This window comes from Phytohabitans sp. LZ39 (assembly GCF_059359075.1).
In genome coordinates this window covers 100,629-116,320 of record NZ_JCADBM010000014.1, presented here as the reverse complement: position 1 = coordinate 116,320, position 15,692 = coordinate 100,629, and the positions used below count along the sequence as shown (strand labels likewise).

The window sequence follows — 15,692 nt, the reverse complement described above, 5'->3', positions numbered from 1 at the left end:
ACAAGCCCCGCTGGTCGGCCGTCGAGCCGCGCGCGGCAATGCGCCCACCGCCGTGCGGACTGCCCTCCGCCGCTGGCCGCGGTCGTCCCCACCAGCCCCGCGGCCCGGGTGCGCTACGCGGCGCACGACCACCGCGGGCGTGGTCGCCGGCAGTAACCGCTACGACGGTGCGGACAGGGGCAAGATTCGAGATCTAGGAGAGTTAGGGCGCTATTTCAGCCCTAAATCTCCTAGATCTCAAGTCCGGCCGCCCTTAGCCGCTTACGCCGCGTTACCTAACGGCACGGCAGGCGGGACGGGCGTCGGGCGGCTGGCGGCAGCCGCGACGAAGTCTCCTAGGCACTCCAGGAGAAGCCGGCCGCCCAGCTCGCCGACGCGAGCACGATCTGGCCGTCGGTGTCCGGGTGGAAGTAGTCCCAGCCGGAGACCTGCGACAGCACGAACCGGTAGTTGAAGATCGCGCCGCCGTCGTACTTGCACAGCGACCCGTACGCCGCGCACGCGGCCGCGAGCTGCGCGTTGTAGTCGGCGACCCGCTGCCGCACCCGGTCGCGGCGGGCGTTGTCGGCGGCCGAGGTCGAGGTGGGGTTGGCGAGCATCGACTGGCAGATGCCGAGGAGCGACCAGGCGCTGCGGGCCAGGAAGTTGCCCTTGCCGACCTCCCAGAGCCGCTTGATGTCCGGGATGCTCATGATGAACACCCGCGCGCCGGGCCGGCCGGCCTTCAGCCGGGCCAGGGCGGTGTCGATGTGACCGCGGTAGGTGGCGACCGGCGTCATCCCGGCCTCGCTGCCGGCGCAGACGTCGTTGGCGCCGATCAGCACGGTCACGTAGTCGACGCCCTGGCCGACCGCCAAGTCGATCTGGCCGGGCAGGTCGGAGGCGGTGGCCCCGCTCTCCGCGTCGTTGAAGTTGCGCCCGCTGATGGCCGGGTTGGCCGCCAGGATGCGCCGGTAGTGGCTGTTGACACCGGTGTCGGTGCCCGTGCTGAACGAGCGCGACGGGCAGTCGACGTAGAAGCCGCAGGCGTTGAAGCCGCGGGTGATGGAGTCGCCCGTGCTCGCCATCGAGGACGGGAACGGGTCGGCCGCGGCGGCCGGCGCGGCGAGGGCGAGGGTGGCGATGAGGGTGGTCGCCACGGTGACCGCGAGGGCCGGCATCGGCCTGAATCTGGGCAGCATGCGACGCGGGAGTGACATGGGTGAGCCTCCGGGACGCGAGATGGCGAAGTTGCAGGGGGTGATCAGACGGTAATCTCTGCGTCACATCGGTGGCAATGGTTAAGCGGCGTGTCTCGACAAAAGGCCCACAAATCAGGCAGTTTCCCGGTCCCGCACACCGGGTACCAGCAGGCCGTGACCCTCGGCCTTCCGCCCCTCCCTCCGAGCCGGGGTACGCCCGCCGGCCGGCCCGCCGCCGACGTGCTCGCCGACGAGCACCGCCGGCTCGCCGCGCTCTGCGCCGCACTGTCCGAGCCCGGCCTGCCGCCCCGCCGCCGGCGCGACCTGTCCGACGTGCTCACCGCGACCGCCGCCCGGCACCTGTCCGCCGAGGCGCAGTACCTGTACCCGGCCGTCCGCTCGGCGGTACCCGATGACGGGCCGGCCCTCGCGGACCGGGAGATCGCCGCGACGCGTGAGCTGCTCGCGGCCCTGCGCTCCGGCGAAGGCGCGGAAGAGCGACTTCGGCGGCACGCCTACGCCACCGCGGACCTGCTCGACCGGCTGGCCGCCGTCGCATCGGAGGAGGACCTCGTGCGGCTGGGCAACCGGATCGAGACCGCCGAGGAGGCCGCACCCACGCGACCGCACCCGGGCGCGCCGGCCACGCCGCCGTGGAACAAGATCACCGATCCCGCTATCGGGCTCGTCGACCGGCTCCGGGACGCGGCGACCGGCCGCCCGACACGCCAGGAAAGCCTGTCCGACAGGTATGCCAGTCGGCTGTTTTGATCTTCCCGTTAACCATTCGGTTACAGTCAACCTGGCGTTTGGGGGACCTTTCACAAGCCGAAGGTCTTTCGGTGATCGCACGTTGGTCCTACCGTCACGCTATGAACCTGGAGTTGCGGCACCTCAAAGTGGTCGTCGCGATCGCGGAGACAGGCAGCGTTACGAAGGCTGCCTCTCAGCTGGGGCTGGCACAACCGGCACTCACGGCACAGCTCCAGCGCATTGAACGCACCCTCGGCGGCCCGCTCTTCGAGCGCGACCGGCGTGGTGCGCGCCCCACGGCCCTCGGCGAGCTGGTGCTGGCCCGGGCCCGGGTGTTGCTGCCGGCGATGAAAGGGTTGCAGGACGAGGCGGCCCGACTCGCCGGCACGGGGGACGTGATGACCCGCTACCGGGTCGGCGGGGCCAACAGCCCGATCGTCGGCGGCCTGGTGCACCGGCTGGCCGCCGCGCAGCCGGAAGCGCAGATCAGCACCTACGCGTCCTGGTACGCGGACGAGCTCGCCCAGATGGTGCTCGGCGGGCGGCTCGACTACGTGCTCGTGGGGGTGTGCGGCGACGCCGCGCCCTCGGCGGCACACGGCCTGGCCTGGCGGGTGGTCTCGGTGGACGCGGTGTTCGTCATGCTGCCCACCGCGCACCCGCTCGCCGGGTCCGACGAGGTCGTCCTCGCCGACCTGTCGGAGGCCCAATGGGTGGCCGCGCCCGGTGACGGCTGCTTCGGCGACTGCTTCGCCGCGGCGTGCGCGCGTTCCGGGTTCACGCCCCGCAAGGTGTACGAGACGGACATCCGCGGCTGCATCGACATGGTCGAGTCGGGCGAGGCGGTGGCGCTGTGCCAGGCCACGTTCCGGCCGGTCCCGGGCCTGGTGACCCGGCCGCTCGCCGGCGCTCCCCTGCGCTGGCGGCTGCTGCTCGGCTGGCACCCCGAGGCGCTGGCCGCGAAGTTCGCCGACGACGTGCTCGGACACGCGGTCGCCGCGTACGAGGACATGGTCGGCCGCAACCCCCTCTACCAGCGCTGGCTCAGCCAGAACCCCCCGTTCGGCGCCCAGCAGGTCGCCCCCCTCTGACCTCCCCGACACAAGCCGGCTCTCCCGGAGCGGTACGGCGCGGTATTACCCGACTGGTATCTGCCGAGATCTATTGAACGGCCGTTAGGGTCCCGCCGTAACACCTCACTCCAACCCCCAGGAGAGCCCCCATGAAGCGAAGATTCGCCATGCTGGCGGCCGCGCTGCTGCTGCCCGTGGGCGCCGTCGCGCTGCCGGCGGCACCCACGGCCGCGGCCCCCGGCCCCGGCACACCCCCGGCCGGCGGCGCCGCCTCGGCCGAGATGCTCGGCGCCCTCCAGCGCGACCTCGGCCTGAGCGCCGACGAGGCGCGGGCCCGGCTGGCCCGCGAAGACGACGCCGGCCGCACCGACGCGCGGCTGCGCAAGGAGCTCGGTGCCGCGTACGGCGGCGCGTACCTCACCGCCGGCGCGACCTCGCTGGTCGTGGCGGTCACCGGCAAGGCGCACGCCGCGAAGGTCACCGCGGCCGGCGCCACCGCCAAGGTGGTCGCCCGCAGCGAGGCCCAGCTCGACGCGGTCAAGTCCACCCTGGACCGCAACGCCGCCAAGGCACCGGCCGCCGCGGTGCCCGGCTGGTACGTCGACGTGGTCACCAACACCGTCGTCGTGCTCGCCCGGGGCGACACGTCGGCCGCCCGCGCGTTCGCGGCCACGGCCCGGTCGGCGGCGGTGCGGGTCGTCGCCACCAGCGAAAACCCGGTGCCCCTCTACGACGTGCGCGGCGGCGACGCGTACTACATGGGCGGGCGCTGCTCGATCGGCTTCTCCGTCTCGGGCGGCTTCGTCACCGCCGGCCACTGCGGCACGACCGGCACCGCCACGCAGGGTTTCAACCGGGTCGCGCAGGGCACGTTCCGCGGCTCGTCCTTCCCCGGCAACGACTACGCGTGGGTGCAGGTCAACTCCAACTGGACGCCGCAGCCGTGGGTGAACAACTACGCGGGCGGCAACGTCACCGTCGCCGGCTCCACCGAGGCGGCCGTGGGCGCGTCGATCTGCCGTTCCGGCTCCACCACCGGCTGGCACTGCGGCACGATCTCGGCCAAGAACCAGACCGTGAACTACGCCGAGGGCACCGTCACCGGCCTGACCCGCACCAACGTGTGCGCCGAGCCGGGCGACTCGGGCGGCTCGTGGCTCTCCGGCCAGCAGGCGCAGGGCGTCACCTCCGGTGGCTCGGGCAACTGCACCTCCGGCGGCACCACGTACTACCAGCCGGTGAACGAGATCCTCTCCGCGTACGGCCTCACGCTCACCACGAGCGGCGGCGGCGAGCCTCCGCCGCCCACCGGGTGCTCCGGGTACGAGTTCACCCGCAGCGGGTCGATCTCCAGCGGCGCCAGCGTGTACCAGCCGGACGGCAGCTACTACTACTCGTCCGCCTCCGGCACGCACCGCGCCTGCCTCGACGGCCCGTCCGGCGTTGACTTCGACCTCTACCTCCAGAAGTGGAACGGCAGCGCGTGGGCGAACGTCGCCAGCGGCACGTCCGCGAACCCGGACGAGACCGTGTCGTACAGCGGGACGGCCGGTTACTACCGGTACCGCGTGCACGCGTACAGCGGCTCGGGCAGCTACACGCTCGGCTTCAGCAACCCGTAGGGCCGCTTTTGTGGTCGAAGCTCCTCATCTGATCTGCTCGAGAGGGGCTTCGACCACGCCGTCGAGATTCGAAATTTGAGCTACCGCGGTGTCCGTCGTGGTCGCTCCGGCGAGGCGAATCGCCAGCCCATCTTCCCAGTGTTTGGGGATGTGGCTCAGCATGTGGGCGGCGCCATGATCGTTAGCCCGAAACCCGTGTAACACGCGGGCGAGAACGCGGGTTTTGGGCTAACGATCACCGAAGCGCGAGAGACACCGGGCTTGCGAAGCCCTTGCTGCCGGGCCATAGCCGGCCAAACCGCGAAAGTCGCGACCCCGATGATCTTCGCGGGGCGTCATCTAGAGACCTTTCGGAGTCAGGGTTCGCGGGCCCGGCCACAACGCACGGTCAAATCCGAGGCAGAAGCTTCCGAGGTCCGCGTCAGCGATAGACCGTATGCTCCCGCGGGCACCGCTCCCAATGCCAGCTCCCGCGGGACAAGCCCCTACCAACGACGTCCTGACGCAGCGTCACCAGAATCGGGGTTCCCGCACCTTCGTCGCCGATCAAGGCCTTGCCGCACCACTCTGGACACCAAACCCGAGCCGCACCACAGGCCCTCGCGAGAGGCACCGAACGGGGCCGCGGGAGCAGCGGTCCGGACCACGCCGAAGTCACCGGCCCAGGCCACCCCGAATCCAAAGGTCTCCAGATCCGCGACGTTCGGGTTTGGGCTTGGTGTGCGGGCCTGGCAGCGGAGGCCGGGGATTTCGGCGAGCCTTGGCGAGCCGCCGGCCGCCGCGGTCTCCGGCGGGAGCGGCGGCCGCGACTGACGCGGACCCGGGAAATCTTCTCGAAAGCCCTTCGGTCAGCTCGGGTGGCTGATCGCGTAGTCGGCGTACGCGTCGGGCAGGCGCGGGTCCTGGTCTCCGGTCGGCAGTGTCACCAGCGCGCCGAGCTCCGACAGGCGGGTCGCCAGGGCGAGCGGTATCTGGTAGCTGCCGGCCACCGCCGCCTTGATCGTGGCGCGTTCGTCGTCGTCGGCCTCGCCGTCCCACCACTGCGCGAAACGGTCCAGCGCCGGGTCGCGGTCGTCCGTCACAAGATCACCCCCAAGGGTTCCATCGTCCCACCGTGGGGCTTTGCCGGCAGGCGACCGGCTCAAACACGTGTGCCTCGGCGCGCGATCGGATATCAAGAGCGGGTGACTGACGACGACATCGTGCGGCGGGCGCGGCGGGCCGCGGAGCTGCACCTGGACGCGGTGCGTGACATGGAGCGGTTCATCGAGCGGTTCGCCGGCACGCCGGACGCGGCGGCGCTGGCCGAGTACGCGACGCTGCTGGCCCGCGAGGAGGCGACCCGTGCCGACCGGCAGGAGCTGCTGGCCGCGCTGGCCCTGGAGGCACCGAGCGTCGAGCCGTGACGCTGCTGGTCGTCGACGGCGCGAATGTGGTCGGCTCCCGTCCGGATGGCTGGTGGCGCGACCGGGCCGGCGCGGCGGCGCGGCTGCGTGACGCGCTGCTCCCGGTCGCCGCGGACGGCCTGCCCGACCTGCCACCCCCGCTGGAGGTGGTGCTCGTGGTCGAAGGCAGGGCGCGCGGCGTCGAGACGGCCGGCGCGGTACGCGTGGTCGACGCACCCGGATCGGGTGACGACACGATCGTGGACCTCGTCTCGGCCGCCCGCCCCCGCCGTACCGTGGTGGTCACCGCCGACCGCGGGCTGCGCGAGCGGGTCCAGGCGCTCGGCGCCGAGGTGCGCGGGCCTCGCACCCTCAGTCCGGCGTACTGACTGACTCGTCACTCATGCTCATTCGCGCCGGGTGCGTCCCGCGCCGGCCCCACCGCACGCTCCGGATATCGACGCGTCGTAGTCGCTTGTTCGCGCTGTGCGGTAAATCGGTAGGGGGTCGAGGCGGGGGCATCCGGTTTACCGTGATGGAATAGCACCTCCCCCCGCCCCCCAGGAGGTCCCCCCGTGGCCAGCGTCGCCGAGGTCAAGTCGGCTATCGATGCCGCGATCCAACAGGTGAGCGAGGGACAGGCCGCAGTCCACGCGGCCAGCGAAAAGCTCACCGAGGCGCAGCAGAGCCTCGCCGTCGCGCTCGACGGCAGCGGCCACGACGCGGTCAGCACGGCACGGGCATCGTTGCAGCAGGCCACGCAGGAGTTGGAAGAGTGCCTCGCCGCCACGATGGCCGCCGTGGAGCAGGCACAGCAGTACTCAGCCGCGCTGTAGCGCCCGCCATGTCCCTGGTCCAGGAGCTCGGCGCCCAGGTCCGCGCGACATCGGACGGCCTACCGGTCGGCCAGGTCGCGGTCGCCATCGACAAGTTGCGCGCCGCCGCCGAGCTGCTGATGTGGGTCCGCCAGGAGTCGGTCGACCCGCTCGGCGTGCCGCGGCTGGCCGGCGCGATGGAGCACGCCGAGCAGGCCGCCCAGGCGCTTCGCGTGGCACAGGACGCGCTGCTGGCGTACCTCACCTCGATCGGCCTCGCCCACGACGGCGCGGCCGGCCCGGACGGCAGGTGGCGCACCGCCCTGAAGGAGCCCGAGGGTGAGCGGCGCGAGCGGCCGGCGCCCAGCGGCGCGGAGCCGCCCCGGCTCGGCCGGTGGTGGTCCGAGCGGGTCGCCGTGCTGACCGGGCACGGCAGCCCCGCCACGCGCAGCGACTCCGCCGCGAAAGAGGGCCCCGACCTGCTGCGCCGGGTGGCCGCCGGCGTGCGCGCCGAAGACCGCGACAAGCTGCACCGCGAGCTGGGCGGCGCCGATCCGCCGGTCGGGCTGGGCCTGTCCGCGCTCACGCCCACCGTGCTGCACCGCCTCGCCGGCGACCTGCTGCGCCATCAGCCGCGCGCCGAAGACCTGCCGAAGCTGACCAAGGAGATCCAGCCGCGAGTGCGCGACCTGCTGCCCGGGCTGCCCCCGGAGATCCTCGACATCCAGCTGCGCCGGATCTGCCGGGTGCCGGTCGAGCGCAAGGACCGCGACGGGCCGCCGCCGCACCCGGCCGACTTCGCGGTGACCGGCAGCGTCGTCACCGGCGTGCTGCTGCGGCTGCTCGACCGCGAGCCCGACTCGCTCGACCCGTCGGCCCCCGAGCCGGTGCCCGACGCGGAGACCCATGCCTGACGTCCGGACGTCGGTCGTCGAGTCGGTCCGCGCCGCCCTGTCGCGCGCCCGCGCGTCGGCCCGCGCCCACCAGGACGCGGCGAAGGCCGACCTCGCCGCCGCGGAGGCCCGCCTGGAACGGGTACGCCAGGCCGCCGCGCAGCGCCCCGCCCGCGCCGCCGCCGAGCGCGACCGCCGGCTCGCCGAGCTCGACGCGAATCACACCGCCACGCTCGCCGACCTCGCCCACCAGGCCCGGGTCGCCGGCGCGATGCGGGCGCCCGGCGCGGCGAGCGAGCCGTGGGAGACCTGGCATCCCACGCCGGCGGCCCGCGGCGAACGGCCGGACCTGCTGCGCGTCGGCGAGGTGCGGATACCGCGCGCCGGCACCTCCCCGGCACTCGTGCCACTCCTCGACCGCGGGCACGTCGCGCTCGTCGACGACATCCAGGTGGGCGGCGACGCCGTCGTGGCCGGGCTCCTGCTGCGCGCGCTCGGCCGCACGTCGCACGGGCAGATCGAGATCACCGGGTACGACCCGGAGCGCCTTGGCGGCGGCCTCGCCGGCTTCGCGCCGCTGGCCCCGGCCGGGCTGCTGACGTTCGTCGGGCCGGGCGGGCTCACCCCGCTGCTGGACGGGCTCGTCGACCACATCCGGCGGATCAACGAGACGGTGCTGGCGGGCGACTACGCCTCGCTGGAGGAGATGGCCAAGCGCACCGGGCGGCGCCCCGAGCCGTGGCGGGTGGCGGTGCTGCTCGGCGGCGACGAGCCGTCCCGCCACGAGCGGGCGCAGCTGGACCGGATCCTGCGCACCGGCGCGGCCTGCGGCGTACACCTGATCGTGCGCGGCATCACCGTCGAGCCGCGCCCCTCGGTGCAGGTCATCCGCGTCGACGGCTACCGGGCCCAGGTCTCCGGGTGCGGCACGCTGCCGGTGTTCCTCGACGAGGCGCCGCCGGCCGAGCTCGTCACCGCCACCTGCCGCAAGATCGCCGACCGGGTGTCGACCGGGCCGGCGCCGGCAGTCTTCGCCAACCTGATCCCGCCGGTGTTCTGGACCGAGCACTCCGCCGGCGGCCTCACCGCGCCGGTCGGCGACAGCCCGGAGGGGCGGACGGTCGACGTCACACTCTCCGACTACCCGCCGCATGCGCTGATCGCCGGCCCCTCCGGCACCGGCAAGACCAACCTCATCTACGCGTGGATGGGCGCGCTCGCCGCCCGGTACTCCCCCGAAGAGCTCGCCTTCTACCTGCTCGACTTCAAGGAGGGCGTGTCGTTCGCGCGGTTCGCGCCGGGGCGGCGGGACCCGAGCTGGCTGCCGCACGTCCGGCTGGTCGGCGTCAACGTCAACACCGACCGCGAGTTCGGGCTGGCGCTGCTCCGCTTCCTCGGCGGCGAGCTGCGCCGCCGGGCGGACGCGGCCAAGGAGCACGAGGTCACCAAGCTGGCCGAGCTGCGCCACGAAGACCCGCAGGGGCACTGGCCGCGGATCGTCGCGGTGATCGACGAGTTTCAGATCCTGCTCACCGGCCGCGACGCGCTCGCCCAGGAGGCGGCCACGCTGCTGGAAGACCTGGCCCGACGCGGCCGTTCCCAGGGCATCCACCTGATCCTCGCCTCGCAGGACGTCTCCGGCATCGAGGCGCTGTGGGGGCGGCCGGCGCTGGTCGCCCAGTTCACGCTCCGGATCGCGCTGCCCAAGGCGCGCCGCATCCTGCACGAGACCAACCTCGCGGCCGAGACGCTCCCCCGCCACCACGCGGTCGTCAACGCCGACTCCGGCGCGCCGGACGCCAACCGCATCGTGCGCGTCCCGGCCGCCAGCGACCGTCGCGTGTGGAGCGAGCTCCAGCACAAGCTGTGGCAGGACCGGCCGCCGTGGCTCGGCGCGCCCCGCCTCTTCGACGGCGACGCGGTGCCCCGGCTCACCGCCTCGCCGGACTTCCAGGCCTTGCGCCCGGACGTCCGCGACCCCGTCGTGCTGCTCGGCGAGTCGATCGACGTGCGGGCGAGGTCGGCCCGGCTGCCGCTCACCCGCTCCCCCGGCCGCAACCTCGCCGTGCTCGGCACCCGCGTCGACGAGGCGTGCGCGGTGCTCGCCGCCGCCGCCCGCTCCCTCGCCCGCCAGCACGCCGACGGCGACGCCCGCTTTTCGGTCGCCTGCCTCGACCCGGACGCGGCGGCCACCGCCGAGTCGCTCCGCGCCGACCTGCCCGCCGACACCGGCTGGTACGACACGGAGGGCCTGGCCGCGCTGCTGCCGTCGGTCGAGCCGGGTCCGCTGCCGCACTACATCTTCCTGTTCGCGGCCGACGCCGCCGCCTCTCGCCTCGCGGTCAACGAGGGCGGGCGTACCGGCCACGACCACCTGCGCCGCATCCTCAACACCGGCCCGGAACGGCGTACCCACGTGCTCGGCTGGTGGCGCGGCGTCGGCCGGCTCCGCGACGACCTGGGCGGCGTCGGCTCCCGCACGGACGCGATCGGCGCCTGGGTCGCGCTCGACGTGCAGGGCGCCGACCTGACCGGGTTCTTCCCGCAGCAGGGCGGGCCGGCGTGGTACCCCCGCCCGTGGCGCGCGCTGTTCTTCGACCGCGCCCGCCACCGCATCCCGGAGGTCGTCATCCCGTACGGACTGGGCGGATGAGCTACCACCAGGCCATCGCGCGGCTGGCGCAGACGTACGCGGGGGTAGACGCCCAGCGCACGGAGGCCGACGAGTGGTACGAGCGCCAGGTCGCCGCCGCCGCCCGCGCCGAACGCGAGGCCGCCGCCGCGGTCGAGGCCGCCCAGGAGGCACTCGACGCCGCGACCGAGCTGGTGGAGCGGATCGACGCCGAGGCCGAGGAGGTGTGGCGCACGACGATCCGCCGGCTGGGCCCGTCCGCGACCCGATTCGGCGGCCCGCCACCGCCGGTGCCGCTGCAAGCCGGCGAGGAGTACAACCCGCACCAGATGATCGAGGCCGCCTCCGACCTGCTCGACCAGACCTGGCGCCCGGGGCGGATGCCGCAGAAGGCGTTCCCGTGGCTGGTGGCGTGGAGCGCGCTCGGCGCGGCGGTGGCGTTCGGGCTGCGCGAAGCCGCCCTGTGGGCCGGCCGCTCCTACGGCGGTGACCTCGCGGTGGGCCTGCCGGTGCTCGCGCTGGTGGTGCTGCTGGTAGCGCCGTTCGTCGGCCTGTGGCCGGCACGGGTGGTGGCCGACCGCCGCCACGTCGCCCTCGACGCCACCACGATCACGGTCGTCCTGACCACCGGCCTCGCCACGACGGTCGCCCTCTACCTGCTCGTCTGAAAGGGCGCCTCGATGGCCAACGTGCCTGTTGCCGCAAGGCCTTGATCGGCGACAGGGTAGGCAAATCCTGGTGATCGTGGTCTTTTGGTCCCCCTGGAGGGGGTCCAGATGACCAACGGCGGACGGGTGCGGCCGCGGGAGCGACGGTCGGGACCACCGCGGACGTCGCGGTAGCTCACATCTCCATGTGTGGTGATGGCCGCCCGGGGATCAGGATGGCCTCGCGCAGCAGGCGGCGGGCGAGCACCAGGCGGTCTTCGTCCGTGTCGAGGCCGGGCAGGTCACCGACCCGGGTGAGGCCGCCGCTCAGCAGGGCGCGCAGGGCCAAGGCGCAGCCGCCGGGCATGGTCACCGTGCGGTCGAAGGCGTGCAGCGCGACGCGGTCGTCGGGCTCGGCGGTCAGGCGCCACTTGAGGCCGGGGCGGACGGTCACGTGGTCGTCCGGGGTCAGGGCGGCGGCGGCCCGCGCCTGGGCGAGCGGGCGGATCGGCGCGGGGCGGGCGGCCGGCCAGGCGCGGGCGCGGAGCTTGTCGGCGACCGGGCCGGGCTGGGCTGATCCGAGCCAGTCGCGCAGGGCGTCCACGGTCTCGGTCAGCTCGGGTTCGACCTGGTCGGGGTCGGCGGGGTCGAGGCCGAACGGAAGCGTGGCCCGCAGCCTCGGGTCCTCGGCGGCAAGCTCCAGCAGGGCCTCGACGAGCGCGTATCGGGTCAGCGCCTTGATCCCCACGGTGAGGTGGAGCGACGGCTCGTCCTGGGCGGCGGCGCTGTGCAGCCAGCCGCGCGGGAGGTAGAGCGCGTCGCCGGGCTCGAGTACCTCGTCGAGCGCGGGTGGGCCGTCGGCGACCGCCGAGACCTCGTCGGCGTGGCCGCCCCACGGCTGGCGTTCGAGCGGGTCGGCCACCACGGGCTCGTGGATCCGCCACCGCTTGCGGCCGTCGACCTGGAGCACGAACACGTCGTGCGTGTCGTAGTGGGTGGCGAAGCCCTGGCTGGCGGCGGGCGTGAGGTACGCGTTCACCTGGAGCGGCTGCCCCAGCTGCCCGCCGAGCTCGCGGGCGAAGTCGACCAGCGGCGGCCACAGCCGGTGCAGGCCCTGGAGGACAAGGGTGGCGCCGTCCGCGTAGAGGGCGAGCACCCGCTCGTCGAGCACCTGGTCGCCGACTTCGGCGCCGGCGCCGCCGCCACCGGTGTAGCGGGACACGGGCAGCACCGCGCCGTCCTTCGCCACGCGCAGGAACGGGGTGCGCAGGCCGCGGCGGCTGAGCAGCTCGTCGGCGTCGGCGGGGCTGAGCAGGTCGTGGAAGCCGGTCGCGCCGGCCAGCTCGGCCGCCCGGGAGAGCACGGGCGCACGGCCCCAGTAGGCGCCGGCGAACTTCGCCGGCTCGACCGCCACGCACCGCGCGAGCGCCGGCCGCGCCGCACCCGCCTTCGGCGAGGCGGCCTCATGCCGCGCGGCGGCCGGCTGCCCCGCGGCGGCCGGCGGAGAAGCCGAGCGCGCCGCACCCGCCTCCCGCGAGGCGGCGCCCTGCGGCGCGGCGCCCGCGGCCCTCGGCGAAAAAGCCGGCCGCGAAGACCCGAGGCGCGCCGGGCGAGATGTCCCACCCGGCGCGCCGTCCGGAACCGCCGTGTCCATCAGTAGTTGGTGGCGCCGCCGTCGGCGCCACCGTCCTGGCCCTGCGGGTTGGCGCCGCCGTCCGCGGGGCCTTCGCCCGCGCCACCGTCGGCGCCGGCGTCGCGGCCGGACGGGTTCGCGCCGCCGTCGGCCGGGCCCTCGCCACCGGCTCCGCCGTCCGCGCCGCCGTCAACGCCGGCCGGGTTTGCGCCGCCGTCCGCGGGACCTTCGCCCGCGCCACCGTCGGCGCCGCCGTCACGGCCCAGCGGGTTCGCACCGCCGTCGGCCGGGCCCTCGCCGCTGCCGCCGCCGCTGCTGTTGAAGTCGTCTTCGTCGATTCGCATCGGTGCCCCCCTATGTCGTGTCACCCTCGTGCCGGGCCCCCGAAGTACCCGGCCACACACACTTCTAACGTAGGGGCTTTCGACCGGCTAAGGGATGACAAATCCGACACGGGCGTTCAACAAAGAGGGGCACGGCGCGGCAGCTGGGCAGTCTGTCGCGCCGTGCCCGGTCCATGGAAGGCTTCCCGCTCACCGCCATCAATGGAAGCGTTCCCAAGTATCGATTGCCGACCCCCGTACGTCAATGACGTACCGGTAATCTCCCGGAAATCGTCCGGCGCGTAACGGAAGGGCGGTGGCACCCGCCGTCCCGGAACTTATCGGGCCTTCGTGCTGTCGCGCACCACCAGGTCGGTCGCGAGCTCGACCCGCGGCGTCTCCACCGCCTCGCCCTGCGCGAGCCGCAGCACGGTGCGCGCGGCGAGCAGCCCCATCTCGGCGAGCGGCTGCCGGATCGTGGTCAGCGGCGGCGACGACCAGCGTGCCTCGGGCAGGTCGTCGAAGCCGACCACGCTCACGTCGTCGGGCACGCGCAGGCCGCGCTGGCGGACCGCCTCGTACGCGCCGAAAGCCATCTGGTCGCTGGACGCGAAGATCGCCGTCGGCGGCTTGTCGAGCGCGAGCAGCGCCTTCGTGCCCTCCAGCCCGGACTCGTGGTAGAAGTCGCCGGGCTGGATGAGCTCCTCGTGCATCGGCAGGCCGGCCGCCTCCAGTGCGGCCCGGTAGCCGTCGAGGCGGGCCCGGCTGCACAGCATCGAGGGGCTGCCGGCGATGAAGCCGATCCGCTCGTGGCCGAGCGAGATCAGGTGCTCGGTGGCGCGCAGCCCGCCGGTCCAGTTGGTGGCGCCGATCGTCGGGATGTCGAGCGTCGGCACGCCGGCCGGGTCGACCAGCACCATCGGCACGTTGAGCCGGCGCAGCTCGGCGTGCACGGGCGGGGCGAGGTCGCTGGCGACCAGCACCACGCCGTCCGTCGCGCGCGTACGCAGGTTTTGCAGCCACTGCCGGGTGGAGGCGGTGCGCCGGTGGATCGCGGACACCACCGTGCCGACGCCGGCCGCGTGCGCCACGTCTTCCACGCCCCGGATGATCTCCACGGCCCACGGGCTGTCGAGGTCGTTGAAGACCAGGTCGATCAGGCTCGCGCTGACCCGCGGCCGGGCCGCCCGGCGCCGGTATCCGTGCCGGCGCAGCAGCTCCTCGACCCGCTCCCGGGTCTGCGGCGCCACGTCCGAGCGCCCGTTGAGCACGCGCGAGACGGTCGGCACCGACACGCCGGCCTCGCGCGCGATCGCCGTAATGGTGATCCTGCGCCCCTCGTCGACCGTCACGTTCCGCTCCTTCGTCTTAAGGAGGCCAGCGTACGACCGAAACACTTCCGAGCCGAACTCGACCCTCCGGCAGCCTTCCGAGGCCCATCCTGTCGCACTTCCAGGGCTTGACGGCCCGCATCGACACGCATAGCGTTCCGAACAAGTTACGGAAGTGTTCCGGAAGCTTACTCCGAAAGGGAAATCCATGAAGGTGACTCGCGTGGTCGCCGGCGCCGCTGTTGCCGCGGCCGTCCTCGTCTCCCTCAACGCGACAGGTGCGCCGGCCGCGCCCGTCGCTTCGGTCCCCGCCGTTCCGGGGGCGATCCTGCAAGAATCCGCGACACAGGTTGCCGCCGATAGCAAGACCCTCCGGGAGCTCGCCAAGCGCACCGGGATGAAGATCGGCACGGCCGTCGACATGTCGGCCCTCGCCAACGACGCCACCTACAACGACAAGGTGGCGACCGAGTTCAACAGCGTCACCGCGGAAAACGTCATGAAGTGGTCGGAGATCGAGCCCACCCGCGGCGTGCTCAACTTCGCGCCCGCCGACCAGCTCGTCGCGTACGCCAAGGCCAACGGCCAGAGCGTGCGCGGGCACACGCTGCTGTGGCACAACCAGCTTCCGACCTGGCTCACCGACGGGGTCGCGTCCGGCGACATCGACGCCACCGAGCTGCGCCAGATCCTCAAGCAGCACGTCTTCGACGTCGCCGGCCACTTCCGCGGCAAGATCTACCAGTGGGACGTCGTCAACGAGGTGATCGACGACAACGCCCAGCTCCGCGACACGATCTGGCTCCAGAAGCTCGGCCCCGGCTACATCGCGGACATGTTCCGCTGGGCCCACCAGGCCGACCCGAAGGCCAAGCTGTACATCAACGACTACAACGTGGAGGGCCTCAACGCGAAGGCCGACGCGTACTACGCGCTGGTCCAGCAGCTGAAGGCCGACCGGGTGCCGATCCACGGGTTCGGCATGCAGGGCCACCTCGGCGTGCAGTTCGGCTTCGACGGCCGCGCCCTCCAGAACGTGCAGCGTTTCGAGGCCCTCGGCCTGGAGACCTCGTTCACCGAGGTCGACGTGCGGATGGTCATGCCGCCGGACAACCCGAAGCTCCAGGCACAGGCCAACGGGTACGGCATCCTGCTGCGCGCCTGCCTGCTCGCCAAGCGGTGCACGTCCTTCACCGTCTGGGGGTTCACCGACAAGTACTCCTGGGTACCTGGGGTCTTCACCGGCCAGGGCGCGGCCAACCTGCTCGACGAGAACTACGGGCAGAAGCCCGCGTACCAGACGGTAAGCCAGACCCTGGCATTGGCCGGCTGATAGCCGGCGGGCCAGACTAGCGAAGAGGCACCCACCCCACGGGGTGCCGTGTGACGCACCGGACGGGAGGA

The 15,692-nt window shown here is 73.2% G+C and carries 15 protein-coding genes; 10 read left to right on the top strand and 5 right to left on the bottom strand.

The features are described 5' to 3' along the window. Positions 1–335: 335 nt before the first annotated feature. Complete coding sequence (locus tag AC5L36_RS25835; protein WP_441221184.1) at positions 336–1,160, bottom strand: GDSL-type esterase/lipase family protein; 825 nt, start codon at positions 1,158–1,160, stop codon at positions 336–338. Between the two features lie 195 nt (positions 1,161–1,355). Here AC5L36_RS25835 and AC5L36_RS25830 point away from each other — a divergent pair, with 195 nt between their 5' ends. From AC5L36_RS25830 to AC5L36_RS25820, 3 genes are all read left to right on the top strand, one after another. Next, positions 1,356–1,952: a hemerythrin domain-containing protein gene (locus AC5L36_RS25830; protein ID WP_441221182.1), complete on the top strand. Its 597-nt coding sequence runs from the start codon at positions 1,356–1,358 to the stop codon at positions 1,950–1,952. A gap of 101 nt (positions 1,953–2,053) precedes the next feature. Further along, positions 2,054–3,025 (top strand): LysR family transcriptional regulator, encoded by a 972-nt coding sequence (locus tag AC5L36_RS25825; RefSeq protein WP_441221180.1) that lies wholly within the window; start codon positions 2,054–2,056, stop codon positions 3,023–3,025. 131 nt (positions 3,026–3,156) lie between these two features. Continuing rightward, positions 3,157–4,629 carry a S1 family peptidase gene (locus AC5L36_RS25820; RefSeq protein ID WP_441221178.1) on the top strand — a complete coding sequence of 491 codons (1,473 nt, stop codon included), beginning with the start codon at positions 3,157–3,159 and terminating at the stop codon, positions 4,627–4,629. 848 nt (positions 4,630–5,477) lie between these two features. On the opposite strand, the gene AC5L36_RS25815 is transcribed toward AC5L36_RS25820, so the two are convergent. Next, complete coding sequence (locus tag AC5L36_RS25815) at positions 5,478–5,711, bottom strand: hypothetical protein (RefSeq protein WP_441221176.1); 234 nt, start codon at positions 5,709–5,711, stop codon at positions 5,478–5,480. 102 nt (positions 5,712–5,813) lie between these two features. Here AC5L36_RS25815 and AC5L36_RS25810 point away from each other — a divergent pair, with 102 nt between their 5' ends. The 6 genes from AC5L36_RS25810 to AC5L36_RS25785 all read left to right on the top strand — a co-directional run bounded on the left by AC5L36_RS25810 (position 5,814) and on the right by AC5L36_RS25785 (position 11,022). Further along, positions 5,814–6,035: a hypothetical protein gene (locus AC5L36_RS25810; RefSeq protein ID WP_441221174.1), complete on the top strand. Its 222-nt coding sequence runs from the start codon at positions 5,814–5,816 to the stop codon at positions 6,033–6,035. After that, positions 6,032–6,403 carry a PIN domain-containing protein gene (locus tag AC5L36_RS25805; protein ID WP_441221172.1) on the top strand — a complete coding sequence of 124 codons (372 nt, stop codon included), beginning with the start codon at positions 6,032–6,034 and terminating at the stop codon, positions 6,401–6,403. Before AC5L36_RS25810 ends, AC5L36_RS25805 begins: the two co-directional genes overlap by 4 nt. 186 nt (positions 6,404–6,589) lie before the next feature. Continuing rightward, complete coding sequence (locus AC5L36_RS25800) at positions 6,590–6,850, top strand: hypothetical protein (protein ID WP_441221170.1); 261 nt, start codon at positions 6,590–6,592, stop codon at positions 6,848–6,850. An 8-nt stretch (positions 6,851–6,858) separates the two neighbouring features. After that, positions 6,859–7,743 (top strand): hypothetical protein, encoded by an 885-nt coding sequence (locus AC5L36_RS25795; RefSeq protein ID WP_441221168.1) that lies wholly within the window; start codon positions 6,859–6,861, stop codon positions 7,741–7,743. Beyond that, complete coding sequence (locus AC5L36_RS25790; RefSeq protein WP_441221166.1) at positions 7,736–10,375, top strand: FtsK/SpoIIIE domain-containing protein; 2,640 nt, start codon at positions 7,736–7,738, stop codon at positions 10,373–10,375. Before AC5L36_RS25795 ends, AC5L36_RS25790 begins: the two co-directional genes overlap by 8 nt. Beyond that, complete coding sequence (locus AC5L36_RS25785; RefSeq protein WP_441221165.1) at positions 10,372–11,022, top strand: hypothetical protein; 651 nt, start codon at positions 10,372–10,374, stop codon at positions 11,020–11,022. Before AC5L36_RS25790 ends, AC5L36_RS25785 begins: the two co-directional genes overlap by 4 nt. Before the next feature lie 175 nt (positions 11,023–11,197). Here the strand turns inward: AC5L36_RS25785 and AC5L36_RS25780 are convergent, their stop codons facing one another. From AC5L36_RS25780 to AC5L36_RS25770, 3 genes are all read right to left on the bottom strand, one after another. Next, entirely contained in the window at positions 11,198–12,655 is a 1,458-nt protein-coding gene (locus AC5L36_RS25780; RefSeq protein WP_441221163.1) for a cupin domain-containing protein, read from the bottom strand. Continuing rightward, positions 12,655–12,978 (bottom strand): BatC protein, encoded by a 324-nt coding sequence (locus tag AC5L36_RS25775; protein WP_441221162.1) that lies wholly within the window; start codon positions 12,976–12,978, stop codon positions 12,655–12,657. Before AC5L36_RS25775 ends, AC5L36_RS25780 begins: the two co-directional genes overlap by 1 nt. A gap of 317 nt (positions 12,979–13,295) precedes the next feature. Beyond that, positions 13,296–14,309, bottom strand: a complete 1,014-nt coding sequence (locus tag AC5L36_RS25770; RefSeq protein WP_441221160.1) for a LacI family DNA-binding transcriptional regulator — start codon at positions 14,307–14,309, stop codon at positions 13,296–13,298. Between the two features lie 187 nt (positions 14,310–14,496). On the opposite strand from AC5L36_RS25770, the gene AC5L36_RS25765 reads away from it, so the two are divergent. Beyond that, on the top strand, positions 14,497–15,621 hold the full coding sequence (locus tag AC5L36_RS25765; RefSeq protein WP_441221158.1) for an endo-1,4-beta-xylanase: 1,125 nt from the start codon (positions 14,497–14,499) through the stop codon (positions 15,619–15,621). Positions 15,622–15,692: the final 71 nt, after the last annotated feature.